The organism is Pseudomonas sp. LAIL14HWK12:I10, assembly GCF_900184205.1.
Taxonomy (GTDB): Bacteria; Pseudomonadota; Gammaproteobacteria; order Pseudomonadales; family Pseudomonadaceae; genus Aquipseudomonas; species Aquipseudomonas kermanshahensis.
The window spans coordinates 96,138-114,558 of record NZ_FXWU01000004.1 but is presented as its reverse complement, the minus strand read 5'-3'; the positions used below and the strand labels follow the sequence as shown (position 1 = coordinate 114,558).

Genomic DNA, 18,421 nt, shown 5'->3' with positions numbered 1-18,421 from the left:
CCGGTAATTGCTGACTTACCACTACCCAGGGCAATCAATGCCGATTGCCCGCACATTTTCACGACAAAGGCGCCGTGTTGCCCCGCTTGCCATGCAAGCCGGGGCAGCCGGCGCCTTTTGTGTTTTTACCAGGAGACCGGCCCATGAGCAGCAGCGAAGTACGCAGTGTCTGCCCGTATTGCGGCGTCGGCTGCGGCATTGTCATGAGCGTGGCCGATGGCAAAGTCAGCAAGATCAGCGGCGACAAGCAGCACCCCAGCAATTTTGGCCGCCTGTGCACCAAGGGCCTGACCGCGCACGTACCGCTGAGCGCGGCCGGGCGCATGGAAGACGCCTACCTGCGCCAGCAGCGCAGCCAGCAACCGGCGCGCACAGGCTTGGACCAGGCCATCGCCCAGGCCGCCGAGCGCCTGCGCGGCATTATCGACCAGCACGGCCCCGATGCCGTGGCCTTGTATGTGTCGGGGCAGATGTCGCTGGAGGCGCAGTACCTCGCCAACAAACTGGCCAAGGGTTTTATCCGCACCCGCCATATTGAGTCCAATTCACGGCTGTGCATGGCCAGCGCTGGCAGCGGCTACAAGCTGTCATTGGGCGCCGATGGCCCGCCCGGCAGCTACCAGGACTTCGAGCACGCGGAGGTGTTTCTGGTGATCGGCGCCAACATGGCCGACTGTCACCCAATCCTGTTCCTGCGCCTGCTCGACCGGCTGAAAGCCGGCGCCAGGTTGATCGTCGTCGACCCCCGGCGCACGGCCACCGCAGACAAGGCCGATCTGTTCTTGCAGGTACGCCCGGGCACCGACATGGCCCTGCTCAATGGCTTGCTGCACCTGCTGCACCAGAACGGCCATACAAACGCTGACTTCATCGCCCGTCACACCGAGGGCTGGGAAGACCTGCCTGCATTCCTGGAGGACTACAGCCCCGCCCGCGTCGCCGCCATCACCGGCCTGAGCGAAGCCGACATCCGCACCGCCGCCGAATGGCTCGGCGGTGCCAAGGACTGGATGAGCTGCTGGACCATGGGCCTTAACCAGAGCATCCATGGCACCTGGCACAGCAACGCGATCTGCAACCTGCACCTGGCCACCGGCGCCATTTGCCGCCCTGGCAGCGGGCCGTTTTCCCTCACCGGGCAACCGAATGCCATGGGCGGCCGCGAGATGGGCTACATGGGGCCGGGCCTGCCGGGGCAGCGATCGGCGTTGGTGGCGGCCGACCGCGCCTTTGTCGAAAACCAGTGGCAGCTGGCCCCAGGCAGCCTACGCAGCGAAGGCGGCGAGGGCACCGTGGCGCTGTTCGAGCAGATGAAGCGCGGCGAGGTAAAGGCGTGCTGGATCATTTGCAGCAACCCCGTGGCCAGCGTCGCCAACCGCCAGCAGGTGATCGACGGCCTGGGCCAGGCTGAACTGGTGATCACCCAGGATGCGTTTCTCGACACCGAGACCAACCGCTACGCCGACATCCTGCTGCCGGCCGCGCTGTGGGCCGAAGGCGAGGGCGTGATGATCAACAGTGAACGCAACCTGACCTTGATGCCCCGCGCCGTGGTACCCCCAGGCCAAAGCCTGCCGGACTGGCAGATCATCGCCCGCATCGCCTGCGCCATGGGCTATGCCGAAGCCTTCGACTACCCCGATGCCGAAGCGGTGTACGAAGAAATTCGCCGTTTCCACAACCCGGCAACCGGCTACGACCTGCGCGGTATCGGCTACACCGACCTGCGCGCGCAGCCGCGCCAGTGGCCCTGCGCGCCAGGGCATGAGGCCCCGCGCAGCCCGCTGCGTTACCAGAACGACGGCAGCAGCCAGCCGCTGTTGCTCGACGCCCAGGGCAAGCGCCCGGCGCTGGCGTTTCCGACGGCCAGTGGCAAAGCGCGCTTCTTCGCCCGCCCTTGGCTGCCTGCGCCCGAGCTGCCCGACGCGGACTACCCGATGGTGCTCAACACCGGCCGTGTGCAGCACCAATGGCACACCCTGACCAAGACCGGCAAGGTGCCTGCGCTGAACAAACTCGAGCCCGGCCCCTTTGTCGAGCTGCACCCTGACGATGCCGCGCGCCTGGGTATTCGCGACAAGGACCAGGTGGCCGTCCGCTCGCGGCGGGGGCAGGCGCTGTTGCCGGCACGGGTCAGTGATCGGGTCATGCCGGGCAACTGTTTCGCCCCTTTCCACTGGAACGATGTGATGGGCGAGCAGCTGGCGATCAATGCCGTGACCTGCGATGCCGTCGACCCGCTGTCGCTGCAGCCGGCCTTCAAACACTGCGCCGTGGCCCTGCAGCGGGTTGCCGGCGAACGTATCGACGCCGTTGACCTGAGCGCCGCCACTGCCATCCCGGAGCCTGCCCACATGCCGACCGCCACCCTGTCCCGTCTGCTTGGCCTGGACACCCTGCCAGCCCCGGTGCTGGCCGAGGAGGAGCGTCATTACTTGCAGGGTTTTTTGCTCGGCCTGGACCAGGCCCGCGCTGAGGGGGTGCCCAGCTTGCCGGCCAGTGCGCCGCTGGCCGCAAGCCGGCGGCTGTTCGTCGATGGGCTATTGGCGGGGTTGTTCGCCCAGCCTTCGGTACTGCCTAGCCCGGCGCTTGCGGCGCCCCAGCATCAGGTGCTGTGGGCCTCGCAAACCGGTAACGGTGAGGCACTGGCCGAACGCTGTGCCGAACGCCTGCGTGGCGCCGGCCTCGCCGTGCAGCTCAGTTGCATGGCAGCGGTCAGCCCGCAGCAGTTGCACGGCGCGGCCAGTGTCGTACTGATCGCCAGTACGTTTGGCGATGGCGATGCGCCCGACAGTGCGACGGCGTTCTGGCAAGCCCTGCAAGGCGAGGAGGGCGCCCATTGTGCCGACGTGCCTTACGCCGTGTTGGCCTTGGGTGACTCCAGTTACGACCAGTTTTGTGGGTTTGGCCGCAAGCTCGATCAGCGCCTGGCCGAGCTGGGCGGGCGAAGGTTGTTGCCACGGGTGGACTGCGAGCCGGACTTCGATGAGGCATTCGCCACCTGGCTCGACGCCTTGTCATCGCAGTTGGGCAGCGCCGCCGCGCCCCAGGCAAGCAGCGCACCCGCGCCCGTGGAGGCCTACAGCAAGCAGCAACCCTGGTCGGCCACCTTGCTGGAAAACCGCGTGCTCAACGCCCCAGGTGCCCGCAAGGAGACCCGCCAACTGGTGTTCGACCTGTCGGGCAGCACGTTTACCTACCAGCCGGGCGATGCCTTGGGCGTATGGCCGCGTAACTGCCCGGCGTTGGTCGAGGAGTTGCTGGCACTGATGCGCCTCGATGGCCAGGCCCTGGTTGAGGTCAAAGGCCAGCCTGTGCTGCCGTTGGCCGTTGCCTTGGAAGCCCACCTGGAAATCGCCAAGGTCACCCCTGCGCAGTTACAGGTGTTCAGCCAGACGGCGGCGGACCTGCGCCGGCTGCTTCAGCCTGAGCACAAGGCCGAGCTGCAGAGCTGGTTGTGGGGGCGGCAATTGGCGGACGTACTGCGCGAGTTCCCACAAGACCTGCCATTGGCCACCTGGCTTGACCTGCTCAAGCCGTTGCAGCCGCGCTTGTACTCAATCAGTTCCAGCCCATTGGCGCACCCCGGCCAGGTTCACCTGACGGTCTCGACGGTGCGTTACGGGCAGCGCAAAGGGGCCTGCTCGACCTTTCTGGCCGACCGTGCGCAAGGCATCAAGGTGGCGATCTTTCCGCAGGTATCGAAGCATTTTCGCCTGCCTGAGGACGACAATGTGCCGGTGATCATGGTCGGCCCAGGCACGGGTATCGCGCCGTTTCGGGCGTTTCTGGAAGAACGCGAAGCGCGTGGGGCCCGTGGGCAGAACTGGCTGTTTTTCGGTGAGCAGTCTGCCGCCAGCGATTTCTATTACCAAGCGCAGTTGCAAGCGTGGCAGGCGACCGGCCATGTGCGCCTGGATACCGCTTTCTCGCGCGACCAGCCCGAGAAAATCTATGTGCAGCAGCGCATGCACGAGCAGGGCGCTGACCTCTGGCGGTGGCTGGAAGCGGGCGCGTTCTTTTATGTGTGCGGCGATGCCCAGCGCATGGCCAAGGATGTGGACAGCGCCTTGCGTGTCATCGTCGCGCAGCATGGCGGTATGAGCGAGGCTGCGGCGGATGCGTATGTAGAGGCATTGAGCAAGGCCAAGCGCTATCGGCGCGATGTGTATTGAGTGCACCGGGATGGGGAGGGGTGCACCTTGGCTGTGCGGTTTGGGGTGCCTGTAACGGCCTCTTCGCAGCACAAGGCTGCTCCTACCGGTTCTGCACACTCCCTGTAGGAGCAGCCTTGTGCTGCGAAGAGGCCCAACAGGCAGTCTTTGGCACACTCCCTGCTTTACCAGCTTCACAACACGCCCCACTGATCAACGGCGATCAACCAGGGGCACACCCTGATGAGTACAGGCAAAGGCGCCTGGAGCTTCGGCTCCAGGCGTTTTTTTTTGATCGAGGATCGGCTATGAAGGCAACAGCGAACGGCGGACAACGCGAGAAACTGGTCATTGTCGGCAACGGCATGGTCGGCCACCACTGCGTCGAGCAACTGATCGAGCGGGGCGCCTTGGAGCGGTTCGAGGTGCGGGTGTTCGGCGAAGAACGCCAACGTGCCTACGACCGTGTGCACCTGTCCGAGTACTTCGGCGGCAGCTGTGCCGAAACCCTGGCCCTGTGCGAGCAAGGCTTCTATACCCGCCAAGGCGTGCACCTGCACTTGGGCGAGCCTGTGCTGGAGATCGACCGCGCGCGCTGCGAAGTGGTCACCGCCGAAGGCCGCTATGGCTACGACCAGTTGATCCTGGCCACCGGCTCATACCCCTTCGTACCCCCGATCGAAGGCTCCAGCGGCAATGCCCGCCTGGTCTACCGTACCCTCGACGACCTCGACGCCATCCGCGCCGCCGCCCAGGGTGCCCGCCGAGGGGTGGTGGTCGGCGGGGGCTTGTTGGGCCTTGAAGCCGCCAATGCGCTGAAGTCGCTCGGCCTGGAAGCCCATGTGGTGGAGTTCGCCCCTCGGCTGATGCCGGTGCAGTTGGACGGCGAGGGCGGCGCGGCGCTCAAGGCGCAGATCGAGGCCTTGGGCGTGGGCGTGCACCTGTCCCGCGCCACCCAGTCGATCAGCGCCGGTGAGGCGTATCGCTACCGCATGAACTTCGATGGCGGCGAGCACCTGGAAACCGACCTGATCGTGTTCTCTGCCGGTATCCGCCCGCAGGATGCCCTGGGCCGCGCGTGCGGGCTGGAGATTGCCGCCCGTGGCGGGGTGGTGATCGACAATCACTGCCGCACCCATGACGCCCGCATCTTCGCCATCGGCGAGTGCGCTTCATGGAATGGCAGCGTGTTCGGCTTGGTCGCGCCGGGCTACAGCATGGCGCGCAACCTGGCGGCGCTGCTGGTGGGCGATGACGCGGTGCCGTTCACCGGCGCCGACATGTCGACCAAGCTCAAGCTGCTGGGCGTGGATGTCGGCTCGATCGGCGATGCCCATGGCGCTACGCCGGGCTCACGCAGCTACCGCTTCATCGACGAAGCCAATGCGGCCTATCGCCGGCTGGTGGTGGATGCCAGTGGCAAGCATGTGCTCGGCGCGGTGCTGGTCGGTGACAACAGCTACTACGACACTCTGCTGCAGTACGCGCAAAACGGCATCGCCCTGCCTGCCGACCCGGCCGCCCTGATTTTGCCGCAAACAGGCGGCGCGCCGGCCTTGGGCGCCGATGCGCTGCCCGACAGCGCGACCATCTGCTCGTGCCACAACGTCAGCAAGGGCGCAGTCTGCGCCGCTATCGACAGCGGCTGCAGCGACCTCGCTGCGGTCAAGGGCTGCACCAAAGCGGCCAGCGGTTGCGGCGGCTGCGCGGCCCTGCTCAAGCAGGTGTTCGAGCACGAACTGACCGCTCGCGGCGTGACCGTCGACAAAAGCCTGTGCGAACACTTTGCCTACACCCGTCAGGAGCTTTACGGGCTGGTGCGGGTTGGCGGCATCCGCACCTTCAATGACCTGCTCGCGCGCCATGGCAAAGGCCATGTCGGTTGCGATATCTGCAAGCCGGCGGTGGGCAATATCCTCGCCTCGTGCTGGAACCAGCCGATCATGGACCCGGCGCTGGTACCGCTGCAGGACACCAACGACACCTTCATGGCCAACATGCAGAAAAACGGTACCTACTCGGTGGTGCCGCGCATACCTGGGGGCGAAATCACCCCCGACAAGCTGATCGTGATCGGCCAAGTGGCAAAAAAGTACGACCTCTACACCAAGATCACCGGTGGCCAACGCATCGACCTGTTCGGCGCCCAGCTGCACGAGTTGCCGCTGATCTGGGGCGAGTTGATCGAAGCCGGTTTCGAGACGGGCCATGCCTACGGCAAGTCGACCCGCACGGTGAAGTCGTGCGTGGGCAGCACCTGGTGCCGTTACGGTGTGCAGGACAGCGTCGCCATGGCCCTGCGCCTGGAAGACCGCTACAAGGGCCTGCGCAGCCCGCACAAGCTCAAGTTCGCGGTGTCTGGCTGCACCCGCGAATGCGCCGAGGCGCAGAGCAAGGACATCGGCGTGATCGCCACCGACAAGGGCTGGAACCTGTACGTGTGCGGCAACGGCGGCATGCGCCCGCGCCACGCCGAGCTGTTTGCCACCGACCTGGATGACGAGACCCTGGTGCGCCTGATCGACCGTGTGCTGATGTTCTACATCCGCACTGCCGACAAACTGCAGCGCACCTCGGTCTGGCGCGAAAGCCTTGAGGGCGGGCTGGACTACCTCAAGCAGGTGATCCTCGACGACAGCCTGGGCCTGGCCGCCGAGCTTGAGGCGCAGATGCAGCATGTGGTCGACCACTATGAATGCGAATGGGCCAATGCCCTCAACGACCCGGAGAAGCTCAAGCGCTTCCGCACCTTCGTCAACGACCACCGCGCCGACCCGGACGTGCACTTCGTCCGCGAACGCGATCAGCGCCGCCCAGCGGCACCGCTGCACCTGATCCCCACTGCCGAGGAGGCTGTCTGATGAACCTGACCAATACTGCTGTAGCCCACAAGACGAACTGGCAGACAGTCTGCCAAGCGCGCGACCTGGTAGCCGATTCCGGCGTGGTGGTGTGGCACGAGGGGGCCCAGGTGGCGCTGTTCTACTTGCCGGATCAGGAACAGCCACTGTATGCGCTGGACAACCGCGACCCGCGCTCGGGTGCCAACATCATTGGCCGCGGGTTGGTGGGTAGCTTGCAGGGTGAGTTGGTGGTGGCGGCGCCGCTGTACAAACAGCATTTCAGCCTGCACAGCGGGGAATGCCTGGAAGATGCCGGGCAGCGGCTGCGGGTGTGGCCGGTGCGGCTGAACGGGGAGGCTGTGGAAGTGGCGGTGGCCTGATCTGCATCGTGCAACTGTACCGGCCCTTTCGCGGGCAAGTCGGACCGCGAAGGGGCCGGTACAGGCCGCTTAGATAACCAACCCCTGTGGCGTACGCCCGGCAAACACATCCACCAGGCTTGCCACCACCATTTCGCCCATGCGCGTGCGGGTCTGCACGGTGGCGCTGGCTCGGTGCGGCTGCAGCACCACATCCTCGCGCTCGAACAACGCCTCGGGCACCCGAGGTTCATCGGCAAACACATCCAGCGCCGCCCCGGCGATCTCACCCGCTTCAAGTGCCGCGATCAACGCAGGCTCGTCCACCAACTTGCCACGGGCGATATTGATCAGGTAGCCGTCTGGGCCAAGCGCCTGCAGCACCTTGCGCCCCACCAACGCCTCGCCCTGGTCGGCGGCCGCCGCCAGAATCAGCGCATCGCTGTCTTTGGCCAATTGCTGCAAGTTCGACTCGAAGCCATAAGGCACGTCCTGTGGCTGCAGGTCGGTGTAGCGAATCGGGCAGCCAAACGCCGCCGCCCGCTGGGCCACCGCGCGGCCGACGCGGCCCATGCCGACGATACCCACACGCATGCCCGACACCTGCCGCGCCAACGGCAATGGCGCCAGCGGTGTGGCGCTGGTGGCCCAGTGGCCGGCGCGGACGAACCGGTCACCGCTGCACAGCCCTCGGCACACGCCAATCAGCAAGCCGATCGCGAGGTCGGCGACATCCTCGGTCAGCGCGCCGAGGGTTGCAGTCACCTGGATACCCCGATCACGCGCATAGGCCAGATCGATGGCATCGGTGCCGACGCCATTCACCGCGATCACTTCCAGCTTGGGCAGGCGCGCCATCAGCGCTTGGCTGATACCGGTATGGCCGCCGGTGACCACGGCGCGGATGCTGTTGCCATGCGCGCTGACATAGGCGTCCTTGTCGGCTTGCTCGTAGTACCGGTGCACGGTGAACAGCGCTTCCAGGCGCTCGCGGACTTCTGGGATGAGGATCGGGCTCAGTTGCAGGACTTCAGGTTTCATCGGTCACTCCTTAAAGGCAAGGTTTCAGCCACGGCCGACGAAGGGCATGTTGCTGGCCATCACGGTCATGTTGAGCACGTTGGCGTCCAACGGCAGGGCGGCGATGTAGCGCACGGCATCCGCCACATGGCGCACGTCGAGCATCGGCTCGGCGGCAATCTCGCCATTGGCCTGGCGCACACCGCGGGTCATGCGTTCGGACAGTTCGGTCAGGGCGTTGCCGATGTCCACCTGGCTGCACACGATGTTGTAGGGGCGGCCGTCCAGGGCCAGGGCTTTGGTCAGGCCCAGCACCGCGTGCTTGCTGGCGGTGTAGGGCGCAGTGAAGGGGCGTGGGGTATGCGCCGAAATCGAACCGTTGTTGACGATTCGCCCGCCCTGCGGCTGCTGCCTGCGCATCAGGCCAAAGGCCGCACGGGCGCAGAGGAACACGCCGTCAACATTGGTGGCGATGACATTGCGCCAGTTCTCCAGCGGCAGTTCGTCGATGGGCACGGCAGGCGCATTGACCCCGGCATTATTGAAGATCAGGTCGAGGCGGCCATGCACCTCCTCGATGGTGGCGAACAGCTGGGCGACGCTCTGTTCATCGCGCACATCGGTGGGCACCGCGAGGGCCTCGCCACCGGCTGCACGGGCCTGTTCTGCCAACGCCTGCAAGGGTTCGGCACGCCGGCCGGCGAGGACCAGGCTGAAGCCATCAGCCAGCAGCCCCAAGGCGACGGCGCGGCCAATGCCGCTGCCGGCACCGGTGACCAAGGCGATTTTCTTGTTGTGTGTTTGGCTCATCTGTTTGCTCCAGAAATTCAGGCGGCGTGGGCGGTGTGGCGTGCGGGACGAGGGCCAACGCGCAGTTGCAACTCGCCGATGCCGTCGATGCCGGCATGGATCACATCGCCAGGGTTGAGCGGGGCCACGCCAGGCGGGCTGCCGGTCATGATCAGGTCACCGGGGCGCAGCGGCAGTTGCCGGGACAGGCGGCTGATGACCTCGGCCAATGGCCAGGTCTGCTGGCTAAGCCGGGCGCGTTGGCGCTCCTCGCCGTTGACCTTCAGCCACAGCGCAGCGTCCAGTGGCCAGCCCAGTTCGCTGGCCGGCACCAGGGCAGTCATCGGCGCCGAGGCTTCGAATACCTTGGCACCCTCCCAGGGCAGCCCTTCGCTTTTGGCCTGGCGCTGGCGATCACGCAGGGTCAGGTCCAGGCCAGCGGCAAAGCCATAGACGTGCTCCAGCGCGTGCTCCGGGCTGATGTCGGCACCGCCTTTGCTGATCGCCACCACCCACTCGATTTCATGGCAAAACTCTTCAGTCTGCGGCGGGAAGGGCAGTTCGCCCTGTGCCTCGACCACGTTGCTGGCCGGCTTCATGAAAAAGACCGGCTCACGGGGCGCTGGGTCGGTGGCCTGCGGCCAGGGGTAGTTGCGGCCCAGGCAGAACACGCGGCCAACCGGGAAGCGCGCGTCGCTGCCTTGGATGGGCAGGCTGACGATGGCTGGCGGGTCGAACAGGTAAGTCATGGGTCAATCCTCTGTGCTGGAGTGGCCAGCCTAGCCAGCGGCTGGCGGGCAAAGTTGGACGATAAAAGGGACGGTTTGGATAAAAACGGGGGATCTGCGGTGGCGCTTCCGGCACTCACCGCGCCTGCTTATGCCGCGGTCTTGAGCTCGATCCGGTACAGCTTGCCGAGCAACAGCGAGTAGGACAGCGTGCCCATCAACGCCACCCCGCCGATAAACCAGAACGCCAAGGCGAACGAGCCACTGGCCTGCACGATCGCGCCAATCACGATCGGGGTGACGATGCCGCCAATGTTCGCGGCCAGGCTGGTGACCCCGCCGGTCAACCCGATCAGTTGCTTGGGTGCCACTTCCGAAACCGCTGCCCACGACGAAGAGGCGATGCCCTGGGCAAAGAACGCCAGCGTCAGCACGGCGATACACAGCACGTTGGAGTCGGTGAAGTTGACCAGCACGATCGACATGCCCAGCATCGACCCCACTACCAGCGGCAGCTTGCGTGCAAAGGACAGCGAGTAGCCCCGGCGGATCAGCAGGTCGGAAACGATCCCCGCCAGCAAGATGCCGACCGTGGCGCCAATGAACGGCATCACCGCGAAGATGCCGACTTTGATCAGCGTCAGCTGGCGCTCTTCGATCAGGTAGGTGGGGAACCAGGTGAGGAAGAAGTACAGCGCTGAGGTGCTGGCGAACTTGCCCAGGCAGATGGCCCACACCTGGCGGTAGCGGAACAGTTCGGCGACCTGGCGCCAGTCGAAACGGGTGCGCTCCTGGCTGCTTCTGACCAGCCCGCCGCCGTCCTCGATGTAGGCCAGTTCTTCCTTGCTGACCTTCTTGCAGTTGAGCGGGTCGCGGTACAGGAACAACCACACCACGCCAAAGACGATACCAATCAGGCCGGTGCTGTAGAACACATGGCGCCAGTCATAGGTGGTCGCCAGCCACAGCAATGCCCCAGTGAACAAGGCCGTGCCCAGGTACTGGCCGCACACGTAGATGCTGCTGGCCATGCCCCGTTCGCGGGCAGGGAACCACACGGTGACAGCGCGGCTGTTGGCGGGGAAGGCCGGTGCCTCCATGGCACCCACGGCCAGGCGCAGGCCGAACAGCGAGGTGAAGCCGCTGGCCAGGCCCTGGGCGACAGTGACAGCCGACCAACTGATCAGCGAGACGCCGTAGGTCAGGCGCGAGCCGAAGCGGTCGGCAATGAAGCCGGCTGGCACCAACGCCAGGGCGTAGGTCCAGGCGAACGCGGAGAAGATCAAGCCCATCTCGACTTTGTCCAGGCCCAGGTCCTTGGCCATGAAAGGCGCCGCGATGGAGATGTTGACCCGGTCGACGTAGTTGATGATGGTCGCCAGCAGCAGCAGCGAGAGCATGAACCAGCGACGGCGGGTGGGTAGGCGTTGCGATGCGACCGCGTCCACTGCGAACGCAGGCGCCGCAGTGCGGGAAGTAGGCGTGCTCGACATGAGTCGACCTCGTTTGTTGTTGTTGGTAGAGGTTGGGCTGCAGTCCCTTTTTTAAGGTGGTCGTACAACATCGGAAAATCAACGGCGGTTTTAGACCGTTTTTTTCACTCGGAACGGGGTAGGGCTGCGCTGTCCAAAAAACTCAGCGGGCGGGGTTTTGCCTGCTTTTTTTGCTTTGGGTGGCGGTTTTAAAGGGCTGCGTCGATTTTTGCCGGATACGTTTTTTGCAGTGGGCTTCAAAGTTATGAGTTTCGACGTCGTACAACTCATTGCCAGGCAAGCCGCTTGCCGTTCAGAATTCCCGCATGGCAGGCAACGTCAGCGCCAAGCCCCCCGACCGGAGACCCCCATGCCCCCCAAGCGCGAAGTCCCGACCTACGTCATGCAACAGCGCAGCGAGCTGATGGATTTCTACATCCGCGACCAGCGCGGCCGGCCGGCCGAAACCGCGCCACACCGACACGAGTATTTTCAGATCCAGGTCAATTTTGGCGGCGATACGGTGCAGCACATCGGCAGCGTGCAGCGCCCGTTCAAACGCAACACCCTGGCCTTCATCCTGCCGCACCGGGTGCATGTCATCCCGCACCCGGACGACAGCGATTTCGTGGTCATCAACTTTTCCCAGACATTCCTGCTGCCGCACCTGCCTTGCGACCCCATGGACCTGGAAGAAGTGTCGATACTGCAGGCCCCTGAACTGTCACCGTTCCGCTTCCAGGAGCACCTGGATTTCCACCTCGCCGAGGCCGATTTCAGCGAGGTGCGGCGTATTCTCGGGCAGATGCGTGAACTCGATGCCAACCGCCGCTTCGGCAGCCGTGAAATCCTCAAGGGCCTATTGCTGCAACTGATCGGCCAGGTGTGTGGCTTGTACGCCGACCCCCTGCGCGAGCTGGCCGAGAGCAATGCCGCGCAACTCAGCCGGCGCGCCGCGTTGGGGCGCATGAGCGAGTACCTGCGCAGGCACATCGACGACCCTGACCTCAACCTGCAGAAGGTCGCCGCCGCCACGTACCTGTCGCCCACCTACCTGACCCATTGGCTGCGCAAGGAAATCGGCAAGACCTTCAGCGAATTGGTGCTGGAGCGGCGCATGCACGCCGCGCGCAATTACCTGCTTAACGGCAGCCGCCCGGTCGGCGAGGTGGCTCGGCTGTGCGGCTTTGCTGATGAAGCGTACTTTTCGCGGCGCTTTCGGCAGATCCATGGCTTGCCGCCGGGGCAGTTCCGCCGCCAGCAGCGCGACCCGGATACACCGCAGGTAGCCATGCGGTAAGCTTGAGGCCATGAACCTCGACACCCGCATCAAGTACCGCCACCTGCTGTGCTTCCTGGAGATTGCCCGGCAGGGCAGCCTGGCCAGGGCCGCAGACATCCTCGCCATCAGCCAGCCCGCGATTTCCAAGACCCTCAAGGAACTCGAAGCGCTGCTGGAAACACGCCTGTTCGAACGCAGCCGGCAGGGCGTCGAGCTGACCCCGGCCGGCACCCGCTTCATGCGGTATGCCGGGCCCAGCGTCCAGGCGCTGCGCGATGGCGTCAGCAGCCTGCGCGGCGAGGCGCGGGCGCCGTCGCAGGTGCGCATTGGCGTGCTGTCCACGGTCGAGGGCTTGTTGATGCCCGAGGTGCTGTGCCGCCTGCATCAACGCCATGAGGCGTTGCTGATCAGCGTGGTGACCGGTGCCAGCGCGCAGTTGCTCGGCCAGCTACGCCTGGGTGAGTTGGAGCTGGTGGTGGGGCGCATGACCGACAGCCCCCAAATTCAGGGCCTGTCGTTCGAGCACCTGTACAGCGAATCGATGAGCCTGGTGGTGCGGCCGGGGCACCCGTTGCTGGCCAACACGCCTGTCGAGCGGGCACAGGTGGGGCGTTACCCCTTGGTGTTGCCGCCCCCCGGTACCACCATTCGCCAGCACGCCGACAGCCTGTTCGTCCAATGCGGTATCCAGATGCCCGCGCAACGCCTGGAAACCCTCTCGCTGGCCCTGAGCCGCCGCTACCTGCTGGGCAGTGATGCGGTGTGGGTGGCGCCACGGGATGCGGTGCTGATCGACCTGAGCCGTGGTGAACTGGTCGAGCTCGACCTAGGCGTGCGCGAGCCGGGCGGGTCGGTGGGCCTGTGCCGCAACGCGGCGCTGGAGCAGAGCGTGCCAGGGCAGTGGGTGTGCGAGGTGCTGCGTGAGGTGGCGGGGCAGTACCGTGAGGGGCGATACCCCTGACAACTCAGAACGAAGTGAAATTTTTGGCGCGTAAACCCAGGCGAATTCGGCATAAAGGGTCAATACTGGCCAGTGGCTCTAATGTGTCAGATGAATAACCCTTTAAGTACTGAACTTCCTTAGCAAAACCCGCTCCTATGCCGGTAGCCATTGGTCATGGCCGCCTGCTAAGCTCGCGGCTTTACCCTGATTGCCCTTATGGCGCATGAACAAGGAAATAGCATGAAACAGCATCGTTTGGCGGCTGCGGTTGCCCTGGTAGGCCTGGTATTGGCTGGCTGCGACCAACAGGCCAGCAGCCCCGAGCTGAAGACTCCGGCACAGAAAGCCTCCTACGGTATCGGCCTGAACATGGGCAAGAGCCTGGCTCAGGAAGGCATGGAAGACCTTGATTCGAAAGCGGTCGCCCTCGGCATCGAAGACGCCGTCAGCAAGAAAGAGCAGCGCATCAAGGACGAAGAGCTGGTAGAAGCCTTCACCTCGCTGCAGAAGCGCGCCGAAGAGCGTCTGGCCAAGGCCAGCGAAGAAGCCGCCTCCGCCGGTAAGAAGTTCCTCGAAGAAAACGCCAAGAAGCCGGGTGTTGTCACCACCGCTTCGGGCCTGCAATACGAAGTGATCAAGAAGGCCGACGGCCCGCAGCCTAAGCCGACCGACGTAGTGACTGTTCACTACGAAGGCAAGCTGACCGATGGCAAGGTGTTCGACAGCTCCGTCGAGCGCGGCAGCCCGATCGACCTGCCTGTCAGCGGCGTGATCCCAGGTTGGGTCGAAGGCCTGCAACTGATGCACGTCGGCGAGAAGTACAAGCTGTTCATCCCGGCCGAACTGGCCTACGGTGCCCAGAGCCCGAGCCCGCTGATCCCTGCCAACTCGGTACTGGTGTTCGACCTTGAGCTGATCGCCATCAAAGACCCGGCCCAGCTGCAGGGTGCTGAGCCAGAAGCGCCAGCAGAAGAGCCTGCCAAGTAACACTGGCTGGTTTGCGTAAAACGCCCCGTCTTGACGGGGCGTTTTCGTTTGGGGCAATCGGCTGAGAAGAACCTCTGGCGGCTGATACTGTCCGAGCAATAGCAGCGTGATGAAGTAGGATGCTTCTGACGCAAATCGTTTGCGAATCTGAAACGACTGTGTAAAAAACGCCCGATCTGACCGGGACCCTTGCCTAGTGGGCACCTGACGTCAGAAACTTCGCCCTGTTCACAAGGTTATCCACAATAAATGTGGATAACCTGTCCCTCTCGGAGGCTCCATGAGCGCACCCTGGAATTTCGCCCGTTTTCTGCCGTTGGCCGAGCGCCTGCTCAGCCGCGGGCGGTTGCCGGCCTTGCTGTTCGCCGTGGCCCGCAAAGGCCCACGGATCGGCCAGCTGCGCGAGGATGTAAAGCTGCTGCAGTCGCTGTGCCTGGCCTGGTGGCGCGGCGAGTACCGCGCCATCAGCCCCAAGGCGCTGGTGACCATCGTTGCCGGCCTGCTGTACTTCGTCAGCCCTATCGACGCCATCCCCGACTGGCTGCTGGGCGTGGGTTTTCTTGACGACATCGCCGTGCTGGGTTGGGTGTTGAAGACCGTGGCCGATGAGCTGGCGCGTTTCAAAGCCTGGCGCGACAGCCAGGCCCCAGAGCGCTTGCGGGTGGTGGAACGCTTGCCGGATACCCCCGAAGCGCTGCGCCTGGAACGCAATACGCAGTGAAATCAGCCTGAGCTGCACAGACTCCCGTACTTGGTAATATAATTGGCATAAGGATTATGCCTACGGATTACATGCCGTAATCCTAAGTAAGGGGGTTGTAATGGGTATTCAGGTTATTAGCCGGGACGGTCAGCCCGAGTACGCCGTCGTTCCCTGGGAGCAATACCAGGCACTGCTGAAGGCAGCGGGGCAGCCGCCCGTCGAGGCGGGTGTCAGTGAAGTGCAAAGCGATGCTGCCAGTGCTGCACCTTTACCGGCGTTCAGCGAGGTGGCACAGATTCGTGAGGCGAAGGGCATCGCCCCTGAGCTTTTGGCGCGCAATGTGGGTGTGAGCCCCGCGTACCTGGCCATGATCGAGTCAGGCGAGCGACAGCCGGACGCTGCCATCCGCCGCGCCCTGGCCTGGCACCTGGGTGTGGCGGGTTGGAGCGAACCCTCATGAGCCAGGTCAGGATCAGCCGCCAGCACTGGCAGAGCCTGCTGGACGAGCTTGACCTGGCCCGTCGTCAACGTCATCTGCTGACGTACCGTGCGCTTATCGAGCGCTTGCAATTGCCCAGCCCGGCCATGCAGACGCTGACCGCTGCGCTGGAGTACCTGGCGGTGCTCGACGCCCGTGCCGAGCAGCCTTTGCGCAGTTCGCTGGTGATCAGCCAGGGTGCCAGCCGCCTGCCGCGCACCGGTTTTTTCGAATGTGTAGAGCGGCTAGGACGTTTTGCCGGGCCGGTCGACGGCATGGAAGCGGCGTCCTGGCATGCCTCGGAAGTGGTGCGGGTGTTCGAGTACCGTTACCCCGAAGAAGCCTGATTCAGCCGAGCGCAGTACTTTGTAGGAGCAGCCTTGTGCTGCGAAGAGGCCAGTGAAAACACCAAAGATCTGCGGTGTTTTCACTGGCCTCTTCGCAGCACAAGGCTGCTCCTACATACACAGAAAAGGGCCGGGTGCTTTCACACCCGGCCCTTTTGGTTAACGCATGCCTAGCCTCAGTGCTTGGCCACCTGCGAGCTTGCGCTCAGGTAGTCGAGCAGAATGCGCCCTGTCTCGGACAGGTAGGCATCATCTTCCGGCTTGGTGTTTTCATCTTCAGCCGGCAATGCGTCTTCATCTTCCTTCTTCAGCTCTTTGAGCGGCTCTTCACCTTTGGCCTTGCGGCGGATGTTTTCCAGGGCCAACTGCTTGCCCTCGATCTCATCGTGGCGGGCACGGCGTTCTTGCTCGTTGAGGCTGACGGTCTTCTCGTTCATCAGCTTCTGGGCCAGGGCCAGGCGGTCGCGGATGTAGGTGAACTCGGCATCCTTGGCGCTGCGCGCTTCATGCTGTGCCTTGAGCTGGGTCAGGTACGGCTTGAACGGGTCGGCCGCTGGCTTGACCACCGGGCGGATGGTGTCCCACGGCATCGCCTCGGGCAGGGCGCTCTCGCCGATTTCCTTGGTGTCGATGATCGATGGGTAGTCGATGTCCGGCAGCACGCCCTGGTGCTGGGTGCTCTGCCCAGACACCCGGTAGAACTTGGCCAGGGTCAGTTTCAGCTCACCATGGTTGAGCGGCTGGATGGTCTGCACGGTGCCTTTGCCGAAGGTCTGGCCACCGACGATCAGTGCGCGGTGGTAGTCCTGCATGGCACCGGCGAAGATCTCCGAGGCCGAGGCCGACAGGCGGTTGACCAGCAGTGCCAGCGGGCCTTTGTAGAAGGCGCCCGGGTTTTCGTCCTCGAGCACGTCGACACGGCCGTCGCTATTGCGCACCAGCACCGTCGGGCCCTTGTCGATGAACAGGCTGGTCAGCTCAGTGGCTTCCTGCAGCGAACCGCCGCCGTTGTTGCGCAGGTCGATGACTACGCCATCGACTTTCTCTTTTTGCAGTTCGGTGAGCAGCTTCTTCACGTCGCGCGTGGTGCTCTTGTACTCCGGATCACCGGCACGGTAGGCCTTGAAGTCCAGGTAGAAGGCCGGGATCTCGATGATGCCCAGCTTGTAGTCACGGCCGTCCTGCTTGAGCTTGAGCACCGACTTTTTCGCCGCCTGCTCTTCAAGCTTGACGGCTTCGCGGGTGATCGAAACGATCTTGCTGGTCTGGTCGCTCGGGGCATTGCTGGCCGGGATGACCTCCAGGCGCACCACCGAGCCTTTCGGGCCACGGATCAGCTTGACCACTTCGTCCAGGCGCCAGCCGACCACGTCGACCATTTCCTTGTTGCCCTGGGCCACGCCGATGATCTTGTCGGCCGGGGCGACCTGCTTGGTCTTGGCGGCAGGGCCTGCCGGCACCAGGCGGACGATCTTGACCTGGTCGTTGTCGCTTTGCAGTACTGCGCCGATGCCTTCGAGCGACAAGCTCATGTTGATGTCGAAGTTTTCTGCGTTGTCCGGCGACAGGTAGTTGGTGTGCGGGTCGTAGGACTGGGCGAAGGTGTTGATGTAGGCCTGGAAGATATCCTCGGCACGGGTCTGGTCCAGGCGCGCCAGCTGGTTCTTGTAGCGCTTGGTCAGGGTTTCCTGGATCTGCTTGGGCTCTTTGCCGGCGATCTTCTGGCGCAGCACTTCGTCTTTGACACGCTTGCGCCACAGGTCGTCGAGCTCGGCCTGGTTTTTCATCCACGGAGCGTCCTTGCGGTCGATCAGCAAGGTTTCCTTGGTGGTGAAGTCGATCTTGTCGACGCCTTTGTTCAGCTCGGCCAGGGCAAAGTCCAGGCGCTGCTTGACGCGGTCAAGGTAGCGTTTGTAGATGGTGAAGCCCGGGTCGAGGTTGCCGCTTTTGAGGAAGTCGTCGAACTGCGTCTTCCACTTGTCGAACTCGGCGATGTCGGCCGCGGTGAAGTAGCTGCGCGCAGGGTCCAGCAGCTTGATGTAGCTGTCGTAGATGATCACCGAGCGGGCGTCATCGAGCGGTGGCTTGCTGTAGTGGTGGCGCTTGAGCAGTTCCACCACATTAAGGCTGGCGACGATTTCGTCGCGGTCCGGCTGCAGGCTGTCCCACTTGTTGGCGGCCGCCGCATTGCCGCCGAGCGTAAGGCTGCCGAGGCCAATCATCAGGGCCAGGGCGGTGCTTGGGAGGAAATGCTTCATGCTGATTCGACGTGGAGGCAATTGATCACGCATAGTAGGCCGTCTTTTCCGTTGCCGG

The 18,421-nt window shown here is 64.1% G+C and carries 14 protein-coding genes; 9 read left to right on the top strand and 5 right to left on the bottom strand.

The window, feature by feature from the left end:
• The first annotated feature begins 143 nt into the window (after positions 1–143).
• The 3 genes from QOS90_RS10645 (at position 144) to nirD (ending at position 7,377) form a co-directional block, all read left to right on the top strand.
• Positions 144–4,175, top strand: coding sequence for a bifunctional nitrate reductase/sulfite reductase flavoprotein subunit alpha (locus QOS90_RS10645; protein ID WP_085272778.1), 4,032 nt, complete (start codon positions 144–146; stop codon positions 4,173–4,175).
• Positions 4,176–4,462: 287 nt separating this feature from the next.
• On the top strand, positions 4,463–7,015 hold the full coding sequence (gene nirB / locus QOS90_RS10640; RefSeq protein WP_027595892.1) for a nitrite reductase large subunit NirB: 2,553 nt from the start codon (positions 4,463–4,465) through the stop codon (positions 7,013–7,015).
• The gene (gene nirD / locus QOS90_RS10635) at positions 7,015–7,377 is read left to right on the top strand and encodes a nitrite reductase small subunit NirD (protein ID WP_027595893.1); all 363 of its coding nucleotides are present in this window, start codon (positions 7,015–7,017) and stop codon (positions 7,375–7,377) included. Before nirB ends, nirD begins: the two co-directional genes overlap by 1 nt.
• Positions 7,378–7,446: 69 nt before the next feature.
• Here nirD and QOS90_RS10630 read toward each other — a convergent pair whose 3' ends face one another.
• The 4 genes from QOS90_RS10630 to QOS90_RS10615 all read right to left on the bottom strand — a co-directional run bounded on the left by QOS90_RS10630 (position 7,447) and on the right by QOS90_RS10615 (position 11,386).
• Complete coding sequence (locus QOS90_RS10630) at positions 7,447–8,397, bottom strand: 2-hydroxyacid dehydrogenase (protein WP_027595894.1); 951 nt, start codon at positions 8,395–8,397, stop codon at positions 7,447–7,449.
• A gap of 24 nt (positions 8,398–8,421) precedes the next feature.
• On the bottom strand, positions 8,422–9,186 hold the full coding sequence (locus QOS90_RS10625; RefSeq protein ID WP_085272779.1) for an SDR family oxidoreductase: 765 nt from the start codon (positions 9,184–9,186) through the stop codon (positions 8,422–8,424).
• A 17-nt stretch (positions 9,187–9,203) separates the two neighbouring features.
• A complete protein-coding gene (locus QOS90_RS10620; protein WP_085272780.1) occupies positions 9,204–9,914 on the bottom strand; it encodes a fumarylacetoacetate hydrolase family protein in 711 nt (236 codons plus the stop codon).
• 128 nt (positions 9,915–10,042) lie between these two features.
• Positions 10,043–11,386 carry an MFS transporter gene (locus QOS90_RS10615; protein WP_027595897.1) on the bottom strand — a complete coding sequence of 448 codons (1,344 nt, stop codon included), beginning with the start codon at positions 11,384–11,386 and terminating at the stop codon, positions 10,043–10,045.
• Between the two features lie 349 nt (positions 11,387–11,735).
• Between QOS90_RS10615 and QOS90_RS10610 the strand changes: the two genes are divergently transcribed.
• From QOS90_RS10610 to QOS90_RS10585, 6 genes are all read left to right on the top strand, one after another.
• Complete coding sequence (locus tag QOS90_RS10610; RefSeq protein WP_027595898.1) at positions 11,736–12,665, top strand: helix-turn-helix transcriptional regulator; 930 nt, start codon at positions 11,736–11,738, stop codon at positions 12,663–12,665.
• A gap of 10 nt (positions 12,666–12,675) precedes the next feature.
• The gene (pcaQ, locus tag QOS90_RS10605) at positions 12,676–13,608 is read left to right on the top strand and encodes a pca operon transcription factor PcaQ (protein ID WP_085272781.1); all 933 of its coding nucleotides are present in this window, start codon (positions 12,676–12,678) and stop codon (positions 13,606–13,608) included.
• Between the two features lie 222 nt (positions 13,609–13,830).
• Positions 13,831–14,577: a BamJ family beta-barrel-assembly machinery protein gene (gene bamJ, locus QOS90_RS10600; RefSeq protein WP_027595900.1), complete on the top strand. Its 747-nt coding sequence runs from the start codon at positions 13,831–13,833 to the stop codon at positions 14,575–14,577.
• Positions 14,578–14,857: 280 nt separating this feature from the next.
• Positions 14,858–15,298, top strand: a complete 441-nt coding sequence (locus tag QOS90_RS10595) for a YkvA family protein (protein ID WP_027595901.1) — start codon at positions 14,858–14,860, stop codon at positions 15,296–15,298.
• Positions 15,299–15,398: 100 nt separating this feature from the next.
• Positions 15,399–15,740 (top strand): helix-turn-helix domain-containing protein, encoded by a 342-nt coding sequence (locus QOS90_RS10590; protein WP_085272782.1) that lies wholly within the window; start codon positions 15,399–15,401, stop codon positions 15,738–15,740.
• Complete coding sequence (locus QOS90_RS10585) at positions 15,737–16,105, top strand: hypothetical protein (RefSeq protein WP_027595903.1); 369 nt, start codon at positions 15,737–15,739, stop codon at positions 16,103–16,105. Before QOS90_RS10590 ends, QOS90_RS10585 begins: the two co-directional genes overlap by 4 nt.
• 176 nt (positions 16,106–16,281) lie before the next feature.
• Here the strand turns inward: QOS90_RS10585 and QOS90_RS10580 are convergent, their stop codons facing one another.
• Positions 16,282–18,363 (bottom strand): carboxy terminal-processing peptidase, encoded by a 2,082-nt coding sequence (locus tag QOS90_RS10580; RefSeq protein ID WP_027595904.1) that lies wholly within the window; start codon positions 18,361–18,363, stop codon positions 16,282–16,284.
• Positions 18,364–18,421: the final 58 nt, after the last annotated feature.